Source organism: Chryseobacterium sp. Y16C, from assembly GCF_022488405.1.
GTDB lineage: Bacteria > Bacteroidota > Bacteroidia > Flavobacteriales > Weeksellaceae > Chryseobacterium > Chryseobacterium geocarposphaerae.
In genome coordinates this window covers 933336-956304 of sequence record NZ_CP092711.1, presented here as the reverse complement: position 1 = coordinate 956304, position 22969 = coordinate 933336, and the positions used below count along the sequence as shown (strand labels likewise).

Here is a 22969-nt window from a genome sequence, read left to right as displayed (position 1 = left end):
TTACAATTATTTTAAAACCGTCGCACTTATCATTCCAATCACCACATCATTGCTCACGGCTGTTAATTTCACAGATTTCAATTCTTTATTTTGGTCAATCGGCAAATCCAGAATTGTTGCAGCCCCACCATCAACCTGACGGTCTGTAAATCCTTTGATGCTCGAATATTTACTCAAAGTTCCGCCTTTGTACAATTCTCCAGTCTTCAGTTTTACACGGTACGGAATTTTATCATCCGGAATCTCAAAAGCGAAATTATCATCAAACAAATCTTGCTCAATCGGCCACCAGTTCACAGGATTTTTCAGTTCCAATTCGGAAGTTGAATCATCAACATACTGAACGGTAATTTTCCCGTTAATGATTTGCGACTGCATAGGATTCGTAGAACCTGCCACCAGGAAATAGATTTTCTTTCCTTTACCTGAAACAGGGATTTCAACCGATTTCGGATAATTATCCCATTGACTTGTAAAAACAATATTTTTATCTGCTTTATCAATAAGGAAAGGAATTCCAAGGAAATCAACCTTCCCGTTTTTTCTTTTATTCATCAATCCGTTATCGTCGATTTGAGTCGTGATTAATGGATAACACCAGTTTCCGATTCCTTGCCAAGGAAGCTGCAGAGTAGGGACTTTCAATCTTGGTGAAAGATATTTCTGATTAAAAATCTCAGTGACTTTTTCATTATATTTTGAGGCTAATGAGATCGTGTTGAACTGACCTTGATTTTCAATTTTCCAGTCTGTAATTTCAATATTTTGTTTAATTTCATTGTATTCTAGTTCGATGGAGTTAGTTCCTTTGCTTAAATAATTAGGAGGAATTTCAATCGATACACTTTGATTTTTTTGAATATTGAAAGTTTTATTTAAACCATTAATATTCAATTTTCCATTAATTGGATTCGATGATTTAGATTGAATCTGCAGCTTTTTATTGGCCCATTTTGTTTCCAAAGGAAAACGGATATCTACATTTATAGGTTGCCACCAAGTCGTTCCGTTTTGCTCGATTTGTACGAAAAAAGTTCCTTTTCTTTCTTTGTCGTCTAAATTGATTGTGTGGTTAACCACCCCGTCTTCTCCCTTTGGTCGAATCCACCCCTCCAGAGGAGGGGAATTTTTAATTAGTCCTTGTGGGTCGTAAACCTGTTTTATTTTCTTTTTTGAATCAAAATTTAATTGGAGATTTTCAGAAATATAATTGATATAATCTGTTTGTTCGTTTTTCAATTTTTCTCCGGAATAATTGATTTCAATTTTAAAATTTTTTCCTTTCGGAGTTTCAAACTGAATAATTGGCTGTAAAATAGAATTAGGTTTAACTTTCCAATTCACATTTTTGCCATTTACTTGTACCGATTTGATATTAGGCTGATTAACAGGAATCTGCATTTCCAACGTTACAGGATTCTGATATTTTGATTTAAATAAATATTCCGTTTTTTTCGAACTTCTTTTAAACTGATATTCCCAATCCGGAAGTTTCAGTTCGGCAGAATTCCAGTCTTTTGGAAAACCAGGTTTGATGCTGATTTTATTTTCTAATAAATTCGGATTAACTCCGAAAAGTCCTTCTGTCAACGTTCTGGAAGCAACGCCAATAGGGTCTGCAAAATCTCTGTATAATTCTCCACGAAATGCATCGTAATGTGAAAGCTGTTCGAAATTCCCCGGACTAATGCCGTAATACATCGATTCAAACAGATTTCCTTTCCAAAGCTGGTAGGCATCTTCATTTCTTCCCGCTTGCCAATACGCCAAAGCGGTCTGTAAATTCTCCGCCAAAGCAACATTATTAATCGACCAGTCGTAAGGTTGCCAATTTGTGGTCGCTAAAGTAAAATAGTCTTTATTGTCCGCACCTTTTACCGTAATCGGAATTTTCGGTGTGTGATTATTGATGTATTGTAAATTCTGATAGTCCTCAAATTCATTCAAAATAAACGCGTCCGAAACGTGATAAATCGACCAGATTCCCGGCTTGTCGTGAACGATTTGATTACCTAAAGCATCTTTATATTCTGAAAAATAGCCTTTGTTTTTAATCCAAAGTTCGTTTTTCATTGCTTTTGAAATCGCATCAGCTTCCTTTTGGTAAGGTTGAGGATTTTCGCCAATGATTTTCGCCAGTTTCGCCATTTCACGGTTGGCTCTGTAATTATATGCCGAAGTATGCGTCACTTTTCCACCGGAATATTGAAGCGCATCGCTTGCCCAAATCGCTGCATACGCATCATACAAATCATCACGCTTGAAGTTTCGTTTTTCCCAATCCATATGACGAACCATCGTCGGCCACATTTTCTTTAGAAATTCTTTGTCTCCCGTATAATTGAAATGCGAAAATAGTTGGTCAAAAAACACCAGATTCATATCGTAATGATGTGGTTTGGTGTTGTCATTCGGGTTTCTGGAAATATATCCGCTTGAAAAAACCGAAGTTCCCATTTTCTCCGCACTTCTCGCCAAATGGAGCAAAGTATCCATTTCTACAGGCGCAGAATCGGGTTTCAAAACCTGCGAATTGGCATAACTTTCAAAATGTTCTTTCGCTCTGTCGTGCCAACTCAACGCATCAGCTGTGTAAGCGCCACGCCAAGCATTCAGTCGCATTCTCCAGGCAACAGCGCCGTGAAGAAAAGTCGGACTTTCCCAGATTCCGTCTGCGGCAACGGCTAAATTGGCTCCGAAATTATTTAAATCTGCATCCGGAGTTTTTAATTGAATTCTGTTGGTTAATGATATACGGGCTTTCTCCGCTTCATTGAAAATGCTTTTTAATTCTTCATCTGAAAAGTTTTTACCCGATTTTCCTTTCGCAACCTGAATAAAAATAGGTTGTTGTTGCGAAGAATAAGTAGCGTAAATAATCGGTGATTTGTCTATTTTATTTTGAGTAAAAGCAGGAAGGTTTTCCAATGTTTTTGCATCGGTCATCTGCAAAAAAGGAACATTTGAAAAGTTCCCGTTTACCATTTGAGTTTCCTTTTTTTTATTTAAATAATTCAACTGAAACTGGTTCTTTAAAGCCTGAAACTGATTATTCAGACAATACTCAGGTAACAGATAAAATCCGGATTCCGGGTCTGCACCAATGTCGCCGTTTCTGCTGAATGTCGTTCCGCTCGCTCCGCCGTAAATTGCATAGATTTTTGTTGACGAATCTATATTGACAGTTTCCATTTTCACCACCAAACCTTCTTCTTTAGCTTGAGCCAAAACGGTCAGTTTTAAAATTCCGGTCCCAAGAATTGGGTCTTTGATTTCATACAGCATCGAACCCGGTCGATAACGGGTTTCAATCTTATCAGCATTAATTAATTTTTTAATTGAATTTCCTTTCTGAATGATAAACTGAAGATTTCCGCCCATCCCCGGAAGATAGAGTGCAAATTCCGGCAAATCTCCCGCTTCAACTCTGGAAGCGCGGTTATCTCCGTATAATGCACGATTGAAACGATATTTTCCGTTGACCAATAAAAAATCACCTTTGTCTTCTTTATAATGCAATTCACGCTCGTTATTCTGCCAATGTTTCAACTGGGAATAAGAATGTGAAATTGCCGATAAAACGATCAGTCCGGCGAATAGGGTTTTTCTGCGCATTTTAATTCTCTAAAATAATTTTACGGGTCTTTTTAGTAATAATAGAACTAGATATATAAAATTGATAACTAATATATTTAAAGGCACTTCGACAGGCTCAGTGTGACATCTCTAATACTAACCGTTTTTATAATGTGGCAGTCTGAGTTTGTCGATGACTTTTAATAACCAGAATAATATGAATTAAAAATGTGTTTAATTTATATTAAGGTTTTAGCTCAGTTAATGGTTGTCCGTTAATGGTTACATTTTTTAATGTTACGTTTTTCAGATAATCCACTTTGTAAGGAATCTGAACGCCTACCATTTTAGCATTAATCATTGTGAAATCCGTTACCGGAGAAGATTCGTAGGCGTCAGAGAACACCGCGTATTTTCCGCCTTTGTCAACAGTTAAATTCTCAACCCAGATATTTCTGATGGTCGGAATGTGATTTCCCGGCTTTTCGTAATGCATATTGAAACGAACCGCAGCTTCTTTGTAAGCCCCAACTTTGGTGTTGTAGAAAAACACGTTTTCGATGATTCCACCACGGCTTGAGCTAGTTTTAATTCTTAAAGCTCTGTCAAGATTTTTACTGTCCATTATATTTCCGATGGCATAAATGTTTTTAGCACCTCCTGCAATCTCGCTTCCAATTACAACTCCTCCGTGACCGTCTTTCATTTCACAGTTTTCGATGATGTGATTTTCGGCAGGTCTTCCGATATCTCTTCCATCTTCGTCTCTTCCGGATTTGATAGCAATACAGTCATCTCCAGTATCAAAGTATGAATCTTTAATCCAGACATTTTTACAGGCTTCAGGGTCGAAACCGTCGTTGTTTGGTCCGTGACTGATGACTTTTACTCTTTCGATTAAAACATTTTCACACAAAACAGGATTCAGGTTCCACATTGGAGAATTTTTAACCAAAACGTCCGCCATATAGAAGTTTTTCGACTTGTAAGGCTGAACGAAATTGGGTCTTAAATACCATCCATCCCCGAAAATTCTTTCTCTTGCAGGCTTTCTCTGCGCCATATATTCGTGAAGTTTTGCACGGGCTGGATTTTGTCTTCCCGGACGGTTTTCGTTGTAACCATATTTTGTGGCACCACACCAAAACCACCAGTTGTCCAAATCAGCATTTCCATCCAAAGTTCCTTTTCCGGTAATGGCGATATTTTCTTCTTCGTAAGCATAGATTAAAGATGAATAATTCATGCATTCTATTCCCTCCCAACGGGTGAAAACGATAGGGTAGTCGTTGCTGTCCTGACTGAATAAAATGGTAGAACCGTCATTTAAATGAAGTTCGACATTGCTTTTCAGATAAATGGCGCCTGTTAAGAATACTCCTTTAGGAACGATCACTCTTCCTCCACCTTCTGCATTACATTTTTCAATCGCTTTTTTGAAAGCTTCCGTATTTTTTGTTTTTCCGTCGCCAATGGCTCCAAAATCAGTAATCAGGTAATCAACCTTTCTGAATTCCGGTTTTTTAATTTGCTTTTTTAAGGCTTTGATTTCCTTTAAAGGCTGTTTTGCTGAGGTCCAAGGCTTATACTGAGCCGGAATTTTAGCTGATAACAGAAAAACGATAAAGAATAAAATGTATTTTTTCATAATGTCTGACTTGAAAGAATGTACTTCAGATATTTTCCTTTATTTATCGCAATCTAAGATAATTGTCCTTAAAAATTATCCTGCACTGTCTGCATATTAAATTGACTGATCAATTTTGTAATCGATTGCATTGTTTCAAAGATAAATGAATTACAGGTATTCTTATCATAAAGATAAGTCTTAGTCTATTTAATAAATCTTAAACAGTATATGATGTTAAATATTGCTTTAAAACGATTATATGAAAAGGCTTCCCGAAAAATGGCTACCGTGTCTTGGCAGACCGTTGTGGCTGAGAGGACTCTCTAAAGATAAAGCGGAGATTGATGAATGGAACAAGAATCTTGCTCCGTCTACGGAATTAAGAACTTGGTTTCATCATGATCCGGATCTGTGGCTGGAGTTTTCAGAAAAATATCTGCAGGAGCTCCAAAGCAATGATGAGAACAAAAAGTTTCTCGAACACCATAAAAATCAGGAAAAAATCACATTGGTATACGCGGCAAAAGATGAAAAACACTGCCATCCTATTATCCTGAAACGTTACCTGGAATCTTTAAAATAGTTTTACTTTCTTGTTAAAGCAAAATAGATGACATAGACCCAGCTTAATAATCCGTGAATGATGGCCCACAAAATAGAACGGTTTCTGTCCCAGGAAGCAACTACAGCTATTACAGATCCTAATCCGATTCCGCCTTGAGTGATCGTAGTAGTTACGGAATCAGTATTCTCGGGAGTATTGGTTATTTGAGCGGATAAAAGAGTGATGCAGCAAATAAGGAATGCGAAACTTAGTACTTTTTTATTCATTGGTCTTTTTTGTGAAGTGCCAAAAGTAAGTAAAAAATTCAATGTTGGCTCAGGTTTTGAGTGCATTTATTTGAGTTTTTACTTTTTTTGAGCAATTTTATGGATTAAATATTAATTTTTTTTAATCAGACTAGGCTACATCCGCCTGAAAGCCTATATTTGCAGCCTAAAATTTTAAATACATGAAAGAACTAATTGAAAAAATCAACGCAGAATTCGAAACTTTTACAACTGAAGCTAACCAACAAGCTGAGAAAGGAAACAAGGCAGCTGGAACTAGAGCTCGTAAAGCAGCTTTGGAATTGAGCAAATTGTTCAAAGATTTCAGAAAAGTTTCTGTTGAAGAATCTAAAAAATAAAAATTTCTTTACCGGCTTATTTGAGCCGGTTTTTTATTCATGAATAATAAAACAATGAGCGGCTTAATCAATAAGCCGCTCATTGTTTTTTCTTTCTTTAATTTCCGATATTTTCACGCTGCAATAGTTTATAGTATCATACTCAGCTGCACTCTTTTTCTCGTCTCATCCACATCTGTTACTTTTACCTGGACATGCTGATGCAGTTTTACCACTTCGTTAACATCCGAAACAAAGCCGTCTTTCAGCTGGGAGATATGAACCAGTCCGCTTTCTTTAATTCCTAAATCTACGAAACAGCCGAAAGCCGTAATATTATTTACGATTCCCGGTAAGATCATTCCGGTTCTCAGATCTTTAATACTTTTAACATTCGGATCAAATTCAAAGACTTTGGCTGCTTTTCTCGGGTCTAACCCCGGTTTTTCAAGCTCTTTCAGAATGTCTTTAATACCCAGGATTCCAATATCTTCTGTAATATATTTTTCAGGATGTACTAAAGCAATCTTTTCTTTATTCGCAATAAGTTCATGTGTTTTAATTCCCAGATCTTTAGCCATTTTTTCAACAATTCCGTAGGCTTCAGGATGCACGGCAGAATTATCCAGCGGATTTTTAGCATTATGAATTCTCACAAATGCTGCCGCCTGCTGAAAGGCTTTTTCACCTAATCTAGGAACTTTTTTCAGCTGTTTTCTGTCTTCAAAAGCACCGTTTTCAGTACGATAGTTAACGATGTTTTCCGCCATCTTTTCTCCGATTCCCGAGACGTAACTTAATAATGACTTACTTGCTGTATTCAGGTTGATCCCCACAGAGTTTACGCATTTCATTACTGTAGAATCCAATTCGTTTTTCAGTTGAGTCTGGTCCACGTCGTGCTGATACTGTCCGACTCCGATAGATTTCGGATCAATCTTTACAAGCTCAGCCAGCGGATCAGCCAGTCTCCTCCCGATGGAAACAGAACCACGAACGGTCACATCATAAGTGGGGAATTCATCCCTTGCGATTTTACTTGCAGAATATACCGAGGCTCCGGCTTCTGAAACGACAAAAACCTGTAACGGCTTATCAAACGCAATTTTTTTAATAAAAAACTCGGTTTCACGGCTTGCAGTTCCGTTTCCGATCGAGATTGCTTCAATATTATAGGCGTTTACCATCGAACGGATCTTTTTCATCGCCATTCCACTTTCATTCTGGGGCGCGTGAGGATAAATGGTTTCATTATGAAGAAGATCTCCTTTTTCATCCAGACAGACTACCTTGCAGCCACTTTTATACCCCGGATCGATCGCCAGAATTCTTTTTTCTCCCAAAGGCGGAGCGAGTAGGAGCTGCGTTAAGTTTTCAGAGAAAATCTCAATCGCTTTTTTATCCGCTTTTTCTTTCGCTTCCTGTAGGGTTTCATTAGAAATAGCAGGTTCCAATAACCTTTTGTAGCTGTCTTTTATGGCTAATGAAATCTGTTCACCAGCTTCATTATTAGATTTGATAATAGCATTCTCAATAAAATCGATAGCTTCCTCTTTGTCGATTCCTACATTGGTCTTCACAAAACCTTCCGTTTCCGCTCTCAGCATAGCCAACAATCGGTGAGAAGGGGTTCTGCTGAGGTTTTCTTCCCATTCGAAGTACTGAGAGAATTTTTGAGCATCCTCTTCATCCTTTTTCGCTTTTACGACTTTTGAAGTTACCACAGCTTTTCTCTGGAACATCCGGCGAAGATTTTTTCTGACATACATATTTTCGTTGATCCATTCTGCCATGATGTCCCTCGCTCCCTGTAAAGCTTCCTCTTCAGAAGGAACCTGATCATTGATGTATTTTGAAGCTAAAAACAATACATCGTTGTTTTTCTGGCTCATGATGATTTTGGCTAAAGGTTCCAGTCCTTTTTCCTTTGCAGCATCGGCTTTGGTTTTCTTTCTTTTCTTAAAGGGCAGGTACAAATCTTCAAGCTCCTGAATATCGAAACTTTCTTCTATTCTTTGCTTCAGTTCGGGAGACAAGGCATTTTGTTCTTCAATAGATTTTAAAATGCTTTCCTTTCTTTTAAGAATTTCTTCAAACTGTTTGCTAAGCTTTGAAATCTGCTCGATCTGCGTTTCATCCAGATTTCCGGTCTTATCTTTCCGGTAACGCGAAATAAACGGAATGGTGCAGTCTTCTGCTAATAATTCTAAAGTGGCATTGATGTTTTTTTCAGGTATAGTAAGAATTTGCTGTATATAGCGTGTCGTGTTCATTTTAATTTTTTGAATGGCTAAAATACAGACTTTTTTATAAAAGAATAATGATCTTATAAACAAAAAAGCAGTACGAATGGTATTGTGTTCTGCTTAGCACAGGTTTTATTTTAACTATGCTTTTTTGTAATAATGTCGCCCTTGATAAACAATTTATTAAGAGTAAATTTTTCTGATTTCGTTTCCTAAAATTTATATTTTAAAATATTAAACACGACACGATTTGTCGCTGCACCATAATACCTTTGTTTTAGCGTTATCAGGGATAAATTAACACTAAAATAAGATGTTGAATTTCCGAAATATTTCAATACAAATCCTCTCCATATGAAGTAAAAATGATATTTTTGCAACGTTTTTAAATTAATAACAAATAAACTCAACATAAACACGAGATGAAAAAACTCTATATCGGTGCATACTTTCTATGCACAGTTCTGAGCCTATTCGCTCAGGAGGTCCTATGGCAGAAAGACATCAAATCCACCACTCAGGATTTTCTAAGCCAGGTGACTCCAACCGTAGACCTTCAATATTTAATTACCGGAAGCTCTATTCAATCACAGAAACTTTCGACAGAAAACAAGCAGAACAACGGCTACGATTTCCATTTAGTGAAACTCAATCAACAGGGCGAAGAAGTCTGGGAAAAATACTTTGCAGGTAAGAACCATGATTACCTTTCCGCGTCCCTTTCTACACAGGACGGAGGCTTTGTTCTGGCAGGAACCACTTACTCAGGCAAAGGCCTTGATAAAAAAGACGATTCCAAAGGAGGCTCCGATATCTGGCTCATCAGGATCAATGAATTCGGCGATGAAGTATGGCAGAAAACCATAGGCAGTATTTCCGATGAAGAAGCCAGAGCCGTCATTCAAACCACTGACTTAGGCTTCGTTGTCGCAGGAAATGTTCAAAACTCTGCGCAAGGTTATGGCTCCAAAGATGTTCTTGTTACCAAATTAGACAAGAACGGCAAAGAGCTTTCCCAACTCATTTTAGGCGGAAAAGGTTTGGATGAAATAGAAAAAATGATTCCCACCAGAGAGGGAGGAGTTTTATTAGGAATCTATTCCCGAAGTTCCGAGGTTCGTGGTTCGAGCTCCGGAACTACCACCCCGAATCCCGTATCCCGCTACCCAAAATCTACAAATAACTTCGGCGAAGGCGACTACTGGATCATTAAACTCAACAAAGACGGCAAAGTAGAATGGGAAAAGAACTATGGAGGAACAGGAGACGATCACTTAAGAACTTTAGCCATGACCACTTCAGGCTTTATCATCGGAGGCGAAAGCCGTTCCGAAAGATCAGGCAATAAAACCGTAGGCGTAGAAGAAGGTACCGACCTTTGGCTCATTTCCTTAAATGAAAAAGGCGAAGAAATCTGGCAGAAATCCTACAACTTTAAGAACAGAGATGTTTTAATGGGAATGCATGTGATCTTAGGACACAACGAAAGAGAAAAAAATAAAGACTTAACCAAAGGAATCTTACTCGGAGGCTATACCCAGGCAGAAGGCAGAATAGAAGCTGATGATGAAACCTTTTGGATGCTGTATGCAGATGAAAACGGCAATGAACAGTGGCGAAAACACGTAAAAGGAGAATCCAGAAAAAGAGAGGAAAGACTGGCAGACATTAAGCTGAACAGAGATGGTTCCATTATTCTGGCAGGAACCAGCGCGGAAGAACTAGGCAAGGAGAACTGGAAGATCGTAAAGCTGGGAGATCAGCAGGTAGATCAATTGATCGAGAAGCAGGATATCAAGATCTATCCGAATCCCGTATCGGATTATGCGTATGTAGAGATTGGTTTTGATTTCAAGGAAGCGGATATTGTGATGTATGATATGTCGGGAAGACAGCTTCAGAGTTTAAAAACCAAGAACAAGGTCACAAAGATCAATACACAGCCTTTGATTCAGGGTGCTTACCTTATTACGATAAAAACAGATACGAATAAAACTGCAAATGCGAAACTGATTAAGAAATAATGAAAAGAATGAGATCAATACAATTTTTAATACTCTTTTTTCTAGTGATTATCACGGGAAAAGGATATGCACAGATAGGAATAGGAGATGTAGTGACTACATCAGTAGCATCACCCTCTATGGCGGCCATGTCCCAATATACTGATGTTCCCATGTCGTTGTCTACAGGATATCCTGAGATAGGGGTGTCGCTTATGAGTGCCCCGGTTTCCGGTGGAATCAATTGGCCTATGAGCTTAAGCTATAATATAAGAGGTGTTGATAATCAGGAAACAGCAAGTGATGTAGGAAATGGATGGTCATTCTTCGGAGCGGGGGTTATTTATAAAAAAGTAATCAATTATCTGGATGAGTGTTATGATAATTCTGGAGCAACCTCTTATAAAAAGAATGAATTTGATGACCTGTATTATTATAATATTCCCGGTTTGTCAGGAAAATTTAAGATCAAACGAGATACGGTGAATAACACCTTTCAATTATTGAATCTTACGCCGAATCATGCCAGGATAGAATATGTGAGAAACAGCAATACCGCCACCTTTAAGGCAGACAGCTTTACAGTGACTTCGGACAATGGTTATAAATACATTTTTGATAAGACCGATCTGGGAAAGTATGATTGTGGAGACCTCTGGACTGGAAAAGAGTACAAGACGGCTTATTATCTTTCGAAAATCCTGAACCCGATCGGAGTAGAAATAGTGACCATGGAATATGATGAGAAAAAAAAGTATAAAGGAACAAGTACCACCAATCTGCTTTCTCTTCAGAATAAACTTAAAACCATTACCAGCAGAAACGGGCAGGTAGCATTCAGCTATACCTATGATGAGACGCTGGAGCCTACCGATGGAGAGGACGCCATAAGTGATCCTTATAGCCTACAGAAGATCAGCCTTAAAGATCCGGCGGGAAATGAGATATTTTCTTATGTTTTTAATTATACGATGGTTTCAAAAGGAGCAGAAGCATACAAGAAGCTGAGAGTCCTTAATTCGGTGGTGAAAAACGATAAGAACGGAACCTTACTGGAGAACAACCGCTTTTTGTATCAATCTTCTACAGGAGAAGGAATTCTTACCAAAATGATTTCGCCTACGGGAGGAATCACAGAATACAATTATGGAGGAGGTGAAATCTACCGTAATTTTAATGATCCTGCTTTCCTGGCATCGTTGGTGGGAACTAATTATATTACTTATCCGGAAATGCAGTATTGGGCCGGGATAGCTGATGGAACTATTGATACAACACAGAGCCTTTCATATCCTATTACGATTTCAGGAAATACCTCTGAAATGAAAAACTTCAGATTCATTCTTAATCTGGAAGAATATTTGTTCCCGGAACCTCTTCCCGGATTTCCTGTAAAACCCAATAATCTGAAAATTACCTTAAAAAGAGGAACTGAAGTTATTATTCCTACTATTACTGCTACCGGTGATTTCTATAATGAATATTTACTGAACAATTATCCGGGAATATATACCCTTGAAATTACTTCTACAGGAGGCGCTACCGGAACAGGAAGTTTTAATGCATCGGAAATAAAAGTTTATCCCGGTCCATTTAGAAATGCTGTTGATGCTCCGGGGCGAAGAATAAAAAATATCAAAACCTATAAAAACATTAATGATGCTTCTGCCTTCAGAACGGTTAATTACGAATATGATTCCTTTGATTTACCGAACAGTTCCAGCGGGTATTCATATTATAATGAACGGGACTCTGATAATGACCCCATATCAGATTATATTTTATACAAAAATGTAAAAGAATCTGAAACCGGAAAAGGTTCGGTACGCTATTCTTTCAAGACGCCCGATGATTACCCTAAACAGCAGAATGGAGGTACTGCATTGGAACCTGAATATTTCTGGCCATATTACAGCATTACAAAAGGGGGGCTTATATCTAAAAAAGAAGTCTATGATGAACAGAATGTGCTATTGACCACTGAGCTGTATGACTATGAGTTAGATACTTATTCTGATGAGGAATATAGCTTCACAGGAAGCTATAAAATTACTTCAAAGCCTTCATACATTAAGAAAAATACAGTAACCAACAAAGCATACTTCTCGAATAACGGAATGCTGGAATCAGGTTCTGAAACCTGGATCAGCCCTTCCAATATGAAGCCTTATTATGTGAAAAGTACGGCCGACGGAGATGTCTCTGAAAAATTGATCACATATGCCGTAGGACAACCCGGATATACCCATCTTGAAAATGCTTTTATGACGGGGATTCCTGTTATACAGGAAGAAAAGAAGAACGGAAAAACCCTTTCAAAATCCGTTACTAAATTTGAGAACTCTTCTCTGCTTCCGACCTCAATATGGGCAGCAAATATCCTCGACGGGAATATGAAACTCAAAGGAAGAATGGATGCCTATGACGATAAAGGAAATGCGGTTCAAATCTCTTCGGAAGTAGGAATTCCTACGGCTTTTATATATGGGTATAATAAGACCCAATTGATTGCTAAAGTAGTGGGAGCAAAATATGATGATATCAAAACCAATGCACTCGTTCTTGCTGCCGTAAACGCATCAGACAGTGATAATACCAACCCTTCAACGGAAAGTGCTCTTATTGCCGCACTGGAAAGCCTTCGTGCTGATTCTTCCATGGCAGGCTATCAGATCACAACCTATACCTATGATCCGTTGGTGGGGCTTACAACGATGACATCTCCAAATGGTCAGAGAGAAATCTACGAATATGACAGCGCAGGAAGGCTGAAAAAGGTGAAAGCTGTGGAAAAGAACAATGCCGGAAGTATCGTAGAGAAGACCCTGAAAGAATACCAATACCACTATAAACCTTAAAGGTTGGATCTTTTAAGTTATTTAAATGATAAAAGAATGAAAAAAATATTAAGCATATTGGGGATCTTATTTTTGATAACGGTCTCCGCTCAAAATAATCTTACTCCCACCGAAAACTATATATACAGTAAATCATGTCTGAATGGAGACTGCACCAAAGCGGCTGAAAGTGTACAGTATTTTGACAGTTTCGGAAAACCGTTTCAGACCATAAACATCAAATCAACCCCATCAGGAAAAGATGTGGTGCAGCATATCCCCTATGACAGCTTCGGGAGAAGTGTTGACAGCTGGATGCCTGTACCGGTGAATACTTCAGGAGGTGCTGTACAGGATACCAGTGCCGTAAAAAATACTGCGCTGTCGGTCTACGGAGACAGTCGCCCTTTTTCCCATACCGTATTGGAAAAGTCCCCCCTTGGCCGTCCGGTAAGCAGCATTTCGGTAGGACAGGACTGGCAAAACCATCCCGTAACGATGGGATATAATGCCAATAAAGCGAATGAAGTAAAGAAATATACGGTATCAACAAGCTGGATAGAAGGAAGAACAAAGGATGCATTATCCCAATCCGGATATTATCCTGCCAATACCCTGGTGAAAACTTCGGTAACCGATGAGGACGGAAATACAAGCATAGAATATAAAAACAAAGCGGGGCGGGTACTGCTTGTTAAAAAAGGAGCGGGAACTGCTGAGGAAACCGATACGTATTATGTATATAATGAGTACAACCAATTGGCTATGGTCATACCTCCATTGGCAGTCAATGCACCCATGAATCAGACGACTTATGATAATCTCTGTTATCAGTACCATTATGACGGCTGGAACCGCCTGGTTGAAAAAAAACTCCCGGGAAAAGGCTGGGAATATATGATCTATGATCAGCAGGACAGACTGATTATGAGCCAGGATGCTAATTTGCGGGCAGCTGACAATACATTTGGAGCCAAAGGCTGGTTAGTAACCAAATACGATAAGTGGGGAAGAATTGCTTATACAGGCTTTGTTGCCAGTACAGATTCCAGAGCAACCTTACAGAATAATGTGAGCAATCTGACGGTAAATGCTGAAAATAATGAGGCCAGAAGCACTACCTCCTTTATAGCGAACGGGCTAGAAGTATATTATACACAAAATGCTTTCCCTGCCGGAAATATGACGGTACTCACGGTGAACTACTATGATACCTATCCTTCCTACAGCTTTAATCCTGCAGCTCCGGCTTCCGTGTTCGGGCAGGAAATTATGACAGATACTCAAAATGCCCCGGTGAGCACCAGAGGATTACCGACTCTAAGTCTGGTAAAAAACATTGAAGATAACAGCTGGACGAAAAATTATGTGTACTATGATACCAAAGGCAGATCTGTGGCTACCTATTCCATCAATCATTTGGGTGGCTATACCAAAACGGAAATGGAACTGGATTTTGCCGGGATGATGCAGCAAACGAAAACCTATCATAAAAGATTAGCTGCAGATACGGAAAAAATAATTACCCAGTCTTTTGAATATGATGCGCAGAACCGTCTGAAAAAACAATGGCATACTATAAATGGTCTGTCAACCGAGCTATTGGCAGAGAATACCTATAATGAACTTTCCCAACTTGCCAACAAAAAAGTAGGAGCCTCTGTCATTCCGACGACAGGAGGAATCTCTTCTCCGTTACAGAGTATCGATTATACCTACAACGCTCGCGGGGCTATTACCAAAGTAAATGATCCTGCCAATCTGGGATTGCACTTGTTTGGCTATGAACTGAAAACCTTCAATCCCCAGAACACAGGAAGCAGTAGCGGAAAATACAACGGGAATATTACAGAAGTAGACTGGAAAACCTCTACCGATAATATCCTGAGAAGATACAGCTACCAGTATGATCCTTTGAACCGACTGAAAAAAGGTATATTCTCAGAGCCCGGCACGTCAGTACCCCAGAATGATTTTTACAATGAAATGGCGAGCTACGACCTGAACGGGAATATCACTTCGCTGCAAAGAAATGCTAAGGGAGGCTCCGGAATGAAAGAACAGATTGACAACCTGGTGTATACTTATGATGGCAATAAGCTTCAGACGGTGGTTGACGGATCAGGCAATTATGCCGGCTATCCGGATACTTCAGGAGCTGTAATCTCTTATGATGATAATGGCAATATGATCAGCCACACAGATAAAGGGGTTTTAAATATTAAGTACAATTACCTGAGCCTTCCGGGAGAAATAAAGTTCAGTGCTACCTATACCATCAGAAATTATACTACGGGAGAAGATGAGATAAGAAATGTAAGAACCAACTATACCTACCGTGCAGACGGAACTAAGCTTAGAAAGAAATATACGACTTTCTTCATCAAAAATGCTACCGAACGCACTACTACTACCGACTACTTAGAAGGTTTTCAATATACGGTTAATTATGCGGGAGCTGTTTCTTTAGACTTTGTTCCGACCTCGGAAGGCTATTATGATTTTAAAAATAATCGGTATATTTACAGCTATACAGACCATTTAGGAAATGTGCGTCTAAGCTATTTCAGAAATGTTAATGGCAGCGCAGAAGTTCATGAAGAAAACAATTATTATCCTTTTGGATTAAAGCATCAGGGCTATAACAGACTGGAAGGAAATCCTGCCTATAAATACCAATATAATGGTAAAGAACTACAAGAAGAAACCGGCTGGAATGACTATGGGGCAAGGATGTATATGCCTGATATCGGAAGATGGGGTGTGATCGATCCATTAACAGAACAGATGAGAAGGTATTCCCCTTATAATTATGCGTTTAATAATCCTATCAGCTATATAGACCCGGATGGTAGAAAATCAATGATTTACAGTGACGGAGGAGTTATGCGTTGGGAATTTGATCCTATGACTACTATATATGGTACTTCATGGTTTGAAGATTCCATAATTAAATATGGCAGTTTTGGAGGATCAGGCTTTTTAGCTCAAGGCTTCACTGGCGGTGGCGGAGATGGTTCGCAAGATACTGGTACTCCTGCGTCAGGTACTACCTATTCTGGACAAGAAGCATATGACGTCTTACAACAGATGTTAAATCCAACCTACGATTTCTCCCAATTTGATTTTTCTCAGCTCGACGATGATGTAACGATCGGAAAGAACGGCAGAGTGGTTTGTATAAATCCAAAAAATAGTTCCAATAGATTTTTTGATGAAATGGGCAAAGAATTGTTTTTTAATGATCCACAAGGTGTAAATAAGAATTGGATGACTCGAAAGTTTCAAATGGGAGAGCAAATATATTATCCTGTAAGCATAGAAGAGATGTATGGTGCAATTAATAGTGTCGGGTCTAATAGTGCAATAAAATTTCTTAGATATACATCAGGAACTGGAGCTGCTTATGGATTAATATGGAGTTCATCTACTATGGGTGAAGCTGATTTTTCGGCTCATTTTCTATCTCGTAAGATTGGAGAAGATGGAAGATATGTTAATCAAAATGACTCTTCTTATAATATTCGATTTGGTAATTCTAATAGAATGTTTAGCCTGATGGATGCTGGAAATGCAATGTGGGGGCTTTGGATGCGGTCTCTAGGTGTTACAAATCTAGAGATAAAGAAAGCGTCTAATTGGTACGAGAGAATTTATAATGGAGTTCCAGATACTGCTGCTGATCAAAGAGCTATGTTTTATTTTCTTAACATTTTAGATAAAAATAAATAATATGAAAAAAATATTTAAAAAACTTCTTGAGCCATATACTGTCTTAATATTATTTTTAGTATTTGTAATCAGTACAATTTTCTTTTTTGAAATGTTCGATTATAAATATAAAAAACTCAAAGCTTTAATGACATTACTTTATTTTGTACCAGGGTTATTATTTTTTATTATATCATCAATTTATAATTTGGTAATATATAAAAATAAAAACTTGGTAATTAAATTAATTATTTTGACCCCATTGATAATAATAAGTATTTATTTTATTTATCTCATCATATTATTATTCATTTCCTAATATTTTTTTTGGTAGTGTTTCAGAGTTAGTGAGCCTTTTTTGAAAATTAAATCCTTGATTTTCAATGTTAATTAAAAAAGATAATCTTAGAACAAGGGTAGGGTAATATCTGCTCTTGCTTATTTTTGAAGAAAAAATCATAGTTAATTGATTAAAGATCATTCCTGGTGTATCAGGGTTAGTGATGGATTAATTTGAGGTAATAATAAATGGCAGCGCAGAAGTTCTTGAAGAAAACAATTATTATCCTTTTGGATTAAAGCATCAGGGCTATAACGGACTGGAAGGAAATCCTGCTTACAAATACCAGTACAATGGTAAGGAACTACAGGAAGAAACCGGCTGGAATGACTACGGGGCAAGGATGTATATGCCTGATATCGGAAGATGGGGTGTGATCGATCCATTAACAGAACAGATGAGAAGGTATTCTCCTTATAATTATGCGTTTAATAATCCTATCAGCTATATAGATCCGGATGGAAGAAAATCGATGATCTACAGTGACGGAGGAGTAATGCGTTGGGAATTTGACCCAATTACTACTGTCAATGGAGTTTCATGGTTTGCTGATTATATCATTAAATTTAGTGGCTTTGGAGGTTCACAGATTTTGGCGCAAGGTTTTACAGGAGGCAGCGGTGATACTTCTAAGGACAAGAGTGATCCCCAGAAAGAAGAAGATCCTATGAAGATTTTATTGGGGATTATTACAGATTGGTTTGAAAAAGCAAAAGTGGATCCAGATGGGAAACCGGGGTCTGATAAAAATTCAATTCTTGAGCTTCTAAAACAAGTGCCTGAACTGCAACATCTTTATGAGACCAGTGGAAGCTTTGAAATAATTGTCGATTTAACAAAAGAAAAACCTGTAACTGCTCCATATAGTGCTAGGTCTAATACAGGAACAATTACTTTTGGCGCAGGTTCTTTTAAAAGTAATTTGCAACTAGGAATTGATATTATTCACGAAACATGGCATGCATGGGATATTTTAAAGGGCAATAATATTTCTATTTTTGAGTTCTCAAAACAGGTAGATTTTAATGAAAGAAGGAAAATTCATGATAATATCATGGAACTAAGAGGTTATGATTTTGAACTACGTTATGCTCCTAGAAGTATTAATAAGGAAGGGTTTAATATATATTTAAAATATTTTGAAGCAATCAGGTCTTATTTTTATCCGTCAGATCCTAATCAATTTATAAATAAATGGTAATATGAAATATTTAATTATTATATGTCTTGTGATTGGAAATACTTTATTCTCACAGGAAATTTCAAAGGACGAATATATAATCTATGCACAGGTATTAAATGAGTTAAATTTTCCTTCGGATAAATTTCACCTTGGACTTTCTAATAATGAAAAAGCAAGTCTTTTAATTAGTAAGGATCCTATTGAAAGTAAGATTGGTGAATTAAATTCAGAAAAAACATTTAACCTTTCCCGGCTTGATTCATGTATTTTGAAGTTTCGGCAAGACAGGTCTTTGAATTATCATAAAAAAGATAAATGGAAAGATTATAAGATAAAATTAACTTGTAGCGATATTTACTTTAAAAGTGATTCAGAGGCCTATGTCTATGGTATTGATGAATTTAGAGACTTAAAACCTATGCAATTCTTATTTAAAGCTACAAAAGAAAAAGATGGATACTGGCATTTTGAGGATTATACTTTCTATTACTAAAAGATAATTCGGATTATTTAAAAGTAGTTAGATGAAATATTTAATTATTATATGTCTTGTGATGGGCAATACTTTATTCTCACAGGAAATTTCAAAGGACGAATATAAAATTTATGCATAATTATTATATAAGCAAGGTTATTCTTCGGATAAATTTCACTTGGGACTTTCTAATAATGAAAAAGAAAGTCTTTTAGGAAGAAAAAACCCAATTGAAAGTAAGATTGGTGAGTTAAATTCAGAAAAAACATTTGACCATGCCCAACTTGATTCCTGTATTTTAAAGTTTCGGCAAGACAGGTCTTTGAATTATGATAAAATAGATAAATGGAAAGATTATAAGATGAAATTAACGTGCAGCAATATTTACTTTAAAAGTGATTCAGAGGCTTATATATATGGTATTGATGAATTTAGAGACTTAAAACCTAGGCAATTCTTATATAAAGCTACAAAAGACCCAGATGGCTATTGGTGTTTTGAAAACTATATGTTATATTATTAAGAGATAATCAAGATTATTTAAAAGTAATAATAATATGAAATATTTAATTATTATATGTCTTGTGATTGGAAATACTTTGTTCTCACAGGAAATTTCAAAGGACGAATATATAATCTATGCACAGGTATTAGATAGATTATCATTTCCTGTTAATCAATTTCACATGGGGTTATCCCCTAATGAAAAAGCAAGTCTTTTAATTAGTAAGGATCCAATTGAAAGTAAGATTGGTGAATTAAATTCAGAAAAAACATTTGACCATGCCCGACTTGATTCCTGTATTTTGAAGTTTCGGCAAGACAGGTCTTTGAATTATCATAAAAAAGATAAATGGAAAGATTCTAAAACTAGAATAATTTGTAGTAATATTTATTTTAAGAATGATAGAGAAGCTTACATTTATATTATTACTGAATATAAGGTTATTAATCCAATGCAGTTCTTATTTAAAGCTACAAAAGACCCAGATGGCTATTGGTGTTTTGAAAACTATATGTTATATTATTAAGAGATAATCAAGATTATTTAAAAGTAATAATAATATGAAATATTTAATTATTATATGTCTTGTGATTGGAAATACTTTATTCTCACAGGAAATTGGTAGTGTTTCAGAGTTAGTGATGGGCCTTTTTTGAAAGTTAAATCATTGATTTTCAATATCCATTAAAGAATATAATTTTAAAACAAGGGTAGGGTAATACCTGCTCTTGTTTATTTTTGAAGGAAAAAGCATATGTAAGTGACTGAAGATCATTCCTGGTGTATCAGAGTTAGTGATGGATTATTTGGGAAACAATAATATACCAAAATATACAGACCACTTAGGCAATGTTCGTTTAAGTTACTTTAAAAACACTACCAGTGGCAGCGCAGAAGTTCTTGAAGAAAACAATTATTATCCATTTGGATTAAAGCATCAGGGCTATAACGGACTGGAAGGAAATCCTGCTTACAAATACCAGTACAATGGCAAAGAATTACAGGAAGAAACAGGGTGGAATGACTATGGAGCTAGAATGTATATGGCAGATATCGGAAGATGGAGTGTGATCGATCCATTAACAGAACAGATGAGAAGGTATTCTCCTTATAACTATGCCTATAATAATCCGATCGCATTTATAGATCCGGATGGAAGGGAGCCTTTTAATGCTGTAGGCTATTATGGTTCAAATTCGGCATTTAATTGGGAGTTTGATCCCAGAACCAGTTTTTATGAAACTGTTTTTAATCCTGCTACAAGCACGAAAGGGCATTGCTCCGAACTTCATTACTAGACCAATGGCTTTATGGAGGAGGTGACGGTTCTAGGGATAAAGGATCGCCAGGAAAGCCTTTTATAGAAACACAAGCCTATAAAGATTTGATGGCAGCAGCATATTCTGGCGGTGAAGGAAGTCTTATAAATGAAAATGGGTGGTTGAAATGGTGGACTAACTTGGGAGATGAAGGTGAGGGAAATGTGGGAACTTTTAATTTGATGAAATTGAAAGGTAATGGGGATGTATCATGGAATGCTTATAAAGGTTGAGCGGACAAAAGTTCTATGGCCTTAGAGAGTATGTATAGTCTCGTAGCTGAACAGCGTTCAGCTCTTTACAATAGGGGCTATTGGATTGATAATTTAGGGAATCAACGAAGTGCTAATTATGCTGGGAGAACTAGAGGGTCTTTAATAGGTTTAAGAAGTGATTATCTTAGAACGACTGCTAAATTTACAAAATATGCAGATAGAGCAGGAATGGTAGGTAATATAATTTCAGCAGGAGAAGTTAGCTATGGAATATATGAAGACGGTTGGAAATTTGGAAAAAATGCACAAGTTGCAACAGCGGGAGCTATTTCTAATTATTGTAGTTATGAGTTTGATACTCATATTGGGAATATTTTTTATTATGAGTCCAATTAAATATACTAGTTTTGTTTACCGAAATGGACTGATTATATTCATAGTAGGAATTATAAGTATCATCCTTTCGCTGTTTTGTATTTATGAATTTTGTAGAAAATTATTTAATAAAAAAGCAATGTTTTCTATTAATAATAAAGGTATTTGGGATGGAGTTAATATTTTAGATTACCCCTTCATAAATTGGGAAAACGTCATAAGAATAGAAGAATGCAATGTCAATAATGTTCCTCACCTTAAAGTTTTAGTTAATAACCCAGAACAATATATTAATCAAAAAAAAGGCCTGAAAAAATGGGTTCTAAATTTTAATTTTAAAAAATATCAAACACCCATATTATTAAATAAAACTTATTTATCAGGTTCATTTGATGAGTTTAGGAAAATTATTTTAGATTCATATAATGAGTATAAATAATTAATACTCTAACTTAAGAGTTATTTTATAAAAATAGGGTATTACAAATACCCTATTTTCGTAATAAGTTGGTAGTGTTTCAAAGTTAGTGATGCACATTTTTCAAAAATTAAATCATTGATTTTCAATATCCATTAAAGAACATAATCTTAAAACAAGAGTGGGGAACACCTACTCTTGTTTATTTTTAAAGAAAAAACATACACAAATGATTGAAGATCATTCCTCGTGTATCAGAGTTAGTGATACAAAAATATGCTGTTCATGCTATTCAAAACATATTATTAAAAATGGGACTACAAGAACAGGAAAACAACAGTATTTCTGCAAAAACTGTCATAAAAGATTTATAGAATATTACACATATAATGCTTATCGGAGAACTACCAATTCAAATATTATTCAGCTGACAAAGGAAGGCTTAGGAATAAGAAGTACAGCAAGGATATTAAAAATTTCTCCAACAACCTTGCTTAAAAGAATTATCCGCATTGCCGGTAAGATTTATCAACCTAAAAACTATACTCATCAGCAGTATGAACTTGATGAAATGAGAATCTTTATCAGGAAAAAAGCAAATCCTCAATGGCTGGTGTATGCCATTAATAAAAATACCAAAACCATCGCAGCATTCTATATTGGAAAAAGAACAAACAAGACCCTAAATGCTGTTATAAAAACTGTAATGCATTCAAAGCCGCAAAAGATTTATACCGAATTATCAATATCTGATTCCAAAAGAAATTCATGATACTAAAAGATTTGGAACCAATTCCATAGAAAGAAAAAATTTAAGTATCAGAACCCACCTTAAAAGACTGAACAGAAAAACAATTTGCTTCAGTAGAAGTAGTGTAATACTTAGCTGTATTTTAAAAATATATTTCTGGTTATAATCATAAAGTTTCAAAAAAAAAGAGGCTGTCTCAAAAGTGTCATTCTGAAC

18 protein-coding genes and 1 pseudogene are annotated in these 22969 nt (G+C 36.6%); 15 read left to right on the top strand and 4 right to left on the bottom strand.

Going from position 1 to position 22969, the window contains the following annotated elements; genetic code table 11:
* Window positions 1-6 precede the first annotated feature (6 nt).
* Window positions 7-3615 carry a DUF4450 domain-containing protein gene (locus tag MKS83_RS04130; protein WP_240582084.1) on the bottom strand — a complete coding sequence of 1203 codons (3609 nt, stop codon included), beginning with the start codon at window positions 3613-3615 and terminating at the stop codon, window positions 7-9.
* 205 nt (window positions 3616-3820) lie between these two features.
* A complete protein-coding gene (locus MKS83_RS04125) occupies window positions 3821-5224 on the bottom strand; it encodes a glycoside hydrolase family 28 protein (protein WP_240582083.1) in 1404 nt (467 codons plus the stop codon).
* Between the two features lie 241 nt (window positions 5225-5465).
* Here MKS83_RS04125 and MKS83_RS04120 point away from each other — a divergent pair, with 241 nt between their 5' ends.
* Window positions 5466-5789: a DUF488 domain-containing protein gene (locus MKS83_RS04120; RefSeq protein WP_240582082.1), complete on the top strand. Its 324-nt coding sequence runs from the start codon at window positions 5466-5468 to the stop codon at window positions 5787-5789.
* Window positions 5790-5791: 2 nt separating this feature from the next.
* On the opposite strand, the gene MKS83_RS04115 is transcribed toward MKS83_RS04120, so the two are convergent.
* On the bottom strand, window positions 5792-6037 hold the full coding sequence (locus MKS83_RS04115) for a hypothetical protein (protein WP_240582081.1): 246 nt from the start codon (window positions 6035-6037) through the stop codon (window positions 5792-5794).
* A 182-nt stretch (window positions 6038-6219) separates the two neighbouring features.
* On the opposite strand from MKS83_RS04115, the gene MKS83_RS04110 reads away from it, so the two are divergent.
* Window positions 6220-6396, top strand: a complete 177-nt coding sequence (locus MKS83_RS04110; protein WP_039369265.1) for a histone H1 — start codon at window positions 6220-6222, stop codon at window positions 6394-6396.
* 128 nt (window positions 6397-6524) lie between these two features.
* Here MKS83_RS04110 and MKS83_RS04105 read toward each other — a convergent pair whose 3' ends face one another.
* The gene (locus tag MKS83_RS04105) at window positions 6525-8648 is read right to left on the bottom strand and encodes a Tex family protein (RefSeq protein ID WP_240582080.1); all 2124 of its coding nucleotides are present in this window, start codon (window positions 8646-8648) and stop codon (window positions 6525-6527) included.
* Window positions 8649-9043: 395 nt separating this feature from the next.
* Here MKS83_RS04105 and MKS83_RS04100 point away from each other — a divergent pair, with 395 nt between their 5' ends.
* The 13 genes and pseudogenes from MKS83_RS04100 (at window position 9044) to MKS83_RS22285 (ending at window position 22919) form a co-directional block, all read left to right on the top strand.
* A complete protein-coding gene (locus MKS83_RS04100) occupies window positions 9044-10645 on the top strand; it encodes a T9SS type A sorting domain-containing protein (RefSeq protein ID WP_240582079.1) in 1602 nt (533 codons plus the stop codon).
* Between the two features lie 8 nt (window positions 10646-10653).
* Entirely contained in the window at window positions 10654-13482 is a 2829-nt protein-coding gene (locus MKS83_RS04095) for a hypothetical protein (protein ID WP_240582068.1), read from the top strand.
* Between the two features lie 36 nt (window positions 13483-13518).
* Window positions 13519-17193, top strand: coding sequence for an RHS repeat domain-containing protein (locus tag MKS83_RS04090; RefSeq protein ID WP_240582078.1), 3675 nt, complete (start codon window positions 13519-13521; stop codon window positions 17191-17193).
* Between the two features lie 506 nt (window positions 17194-17699).
* Window positions 17700-17978, top strand: a pseudogene (locus MKS83_RS04085) (RHS repeat-associated core domain-containing protein); the annotation flags it as partial.
* A gap of 736 nt (window positions 17979-18714) precedes the next feature.
* Window positions 18715-19188 (top strand): hypothetical protein, encoded by a 474-nt coding sequence (locus MKS83_RS04080; RefSeq protein WP_240582077.1) that lies wholly within the window; start codon window positions 18715-18717, stop codon window positions 19186-19188.
* 160 nt (window positions 19189-19348) lie between these two features.
* Window positions 19349-19693, top strand: coding sequence for a hypothetical protein (locus MKS83_RS04075; protein ID WP_240582076.1), 345 nt, complete (start codon window positions 19349-19351; stop codon window positions 19691-19693).
* 34 nt (window positions 19694-19727) lie between these two features.
* Window positions 19728-20201 (top strand): hypothetical protein, encoded by a 474-nt coding sequence (locus MKS83_RS04070; protein ID WP_240582075.1) that lies wholly within the window; start codon window positions 19728-19730, stop codon window positions 20199-20201.
* 271 nt (window positions 20202-20472) lie between these two features.
* On the top strand, window positions 20473-20973 hold the full coding sequence (locus MKS83_RS04065) for an RHS repeat domain-containing protein (RefSeq protein WP_410679373.1): 501 nt from the start codon (window positions 20473-20475) through the stop codon (window positions 20971-20973).
* On the top strand, window positions 20952-21227 hold the full coding sequence (locus MKS83_RS04060) for a hypothetical protein (protein ID WP_240582074.1): 276 nt from the start codon (window positions 20952-20954) through the stop codon (window positions 21225-21227). The genes MKS83_RS04065 and MKS83_RS04060 overlap by 22 nt, the downstream gene beginning before the upstream one ends.
* Window positions 21228-21242: 15 nt before the next feature.
* Window positions 21243-21605: a hypothetical protein gene (locus MKS83_RS04055; RefSeq protein WP_240582073.1), complete on the top strand. Its 363-nt coding sequence runs from the start codon at window positions 21243-21245 to the stop codon at window positions 21603-21605.
* Window positions 21511-22023, top strand: coding sequence for an STM3941 family protein (locus MKS83_RS22265; RefSeq protein WP_317224475.1), 513 nt, complete (start codon window positions 21511-21513; stop codon window positions 22021-22023). Before MKS83_RS04055 ends, MKS83_RS22265 begins: the two co-directional genes overlap by 95 nt.
* Window positions 22024-22231: 208 nt before the next feature.
* Window positions 22232-22774, top strand: a complete 543-nt coding sequence (locus MKS83_RS04045) for an IS1 family transposase (protein ID WP_410679371.1) — start codon at window positions 22232-22234, stop codon at window positions 22772-22774.
* Window positions 22713-22919, top strand: coding sequence for an IS1 family transposase (locus MKS83_RS22285; RefSeq protein ID WP_410679594.1), 207 nt, complete (start codon window positions 22713-22715; stop codon window positions 22917-22919). Before MKS83_RS04045 ends, MKS83_RS22285 begins: the two co-directional genes overlap by 62 nt.
* Window positions 22920-22969 lie beyond the last annotated feature (50 nt).

Excerpts from the sequence above, each read along its gene's own strand:
- MKS83_RS22265 (WP_317224475.1), top strand. The coding sequence starts at position 21,511 with ATGCACAAGTTGCAACAGCGGGAGCTATTTCTAATTATTGTAGTTATG.
- MKS83_RS04080 (WP_240582077.1), top strand. The coding sequence starts at position 18,715 with ATGAAATATTTAATTATTATATGTCTTGTGATTGGAAATACTTTATTC.
- MKS83_RS04045 (WP_410679371.1), top strand. The coding sequence starts at position 22,232 with ATGATTGAAGATCATTCCTCGTGTATCAGAGTTAGTGATACAAAAATA.
- MKS83_RS04065 (WP_410679373.1), top strand. The coding sequence starts at position 20,473 with ATGGATTATTTGGGAAACAATAATATACCAAAATATACAGACCACTTA.
- MKS83_RS04125 (WP_240582083.1), bottom strand. The coding sequence starts at position 5,224 with ATGAAAAAATACATTTTATTCTTTATCGTTTTTCTGTTATCAGCTAAA.
- MKS83_RS04090 (WP_240582078.1), top strand. The coding sequence starts at position 13,519 with ATGAAAAAAATATTAAGCATATTGGGGATCTTATTTTTGATAACGGTC.
- MKS83_RS04095 (WP_240582068.1), top strand. The coding sequence starts at position 10,654 with ATGAGATCAATACAATTTTTAATACTCTTTTTTCTAGTGATTATCACG.
- MKS83_RS04100 (WP_240582079.1), top strand. The coding sequence starts at position 9,044 with ATGAAAAAACTCTATATCGGTGCATACTTTCTATGCACAGTTCTGAGC.
- MKS83_RS04115 (WP_240582081.1), bottom strand. The coding sequence starts at position 6,037 with ATGAATAAAAAAGTACTAAGTTTCGCATTCCTTATTTGCTGCATCACT.
- MKS83_RS04130 (WP_240582084.1), bottom strand. The coding sequence starts at position 3,615 with ATGCGCAGAAAAACCCTATTCGCCGGACTGATCGTTTTATCGGCAATT.
- MKS83_RS04110 (WP_039369265.1), top strand. The coding sequence starts at position 6,220 with ATGAAAGAACTAATTGAAAAAATCAACGCAGAATTCGAAACTTTTACA.
- MKS83_RS04070 (WP_240582075.1), top strand. The coding sequence starts at position 19,728 with ATGAAATATTTAATTATTATATGTCTTGTGATTGGAAATACTTTGTTC.
- MKS83_RS04120 (WP_240582082.1), top strand. The coding sequence starts at position 5,466 with ATGAAAAGGCTTCCCGAAAAATGGCTACCGTGTCTTGGCAGACCGTTG.
- MKS83_RS04105 (WP_240582080.1), bottom strand. The coding sequence starts at position 8,648 with ATGAACACGACACGCTATATACAGCAAATTCTTACTATACCTGAAAAA.
- MKS83_RS04055 (WP_240582073.1), top strand. The coding sequence starts at position 21,243 with ATGGCCTTAGAGAGTATGTATAGTCTCGTAGCTGAACAGCGTTCAGCT.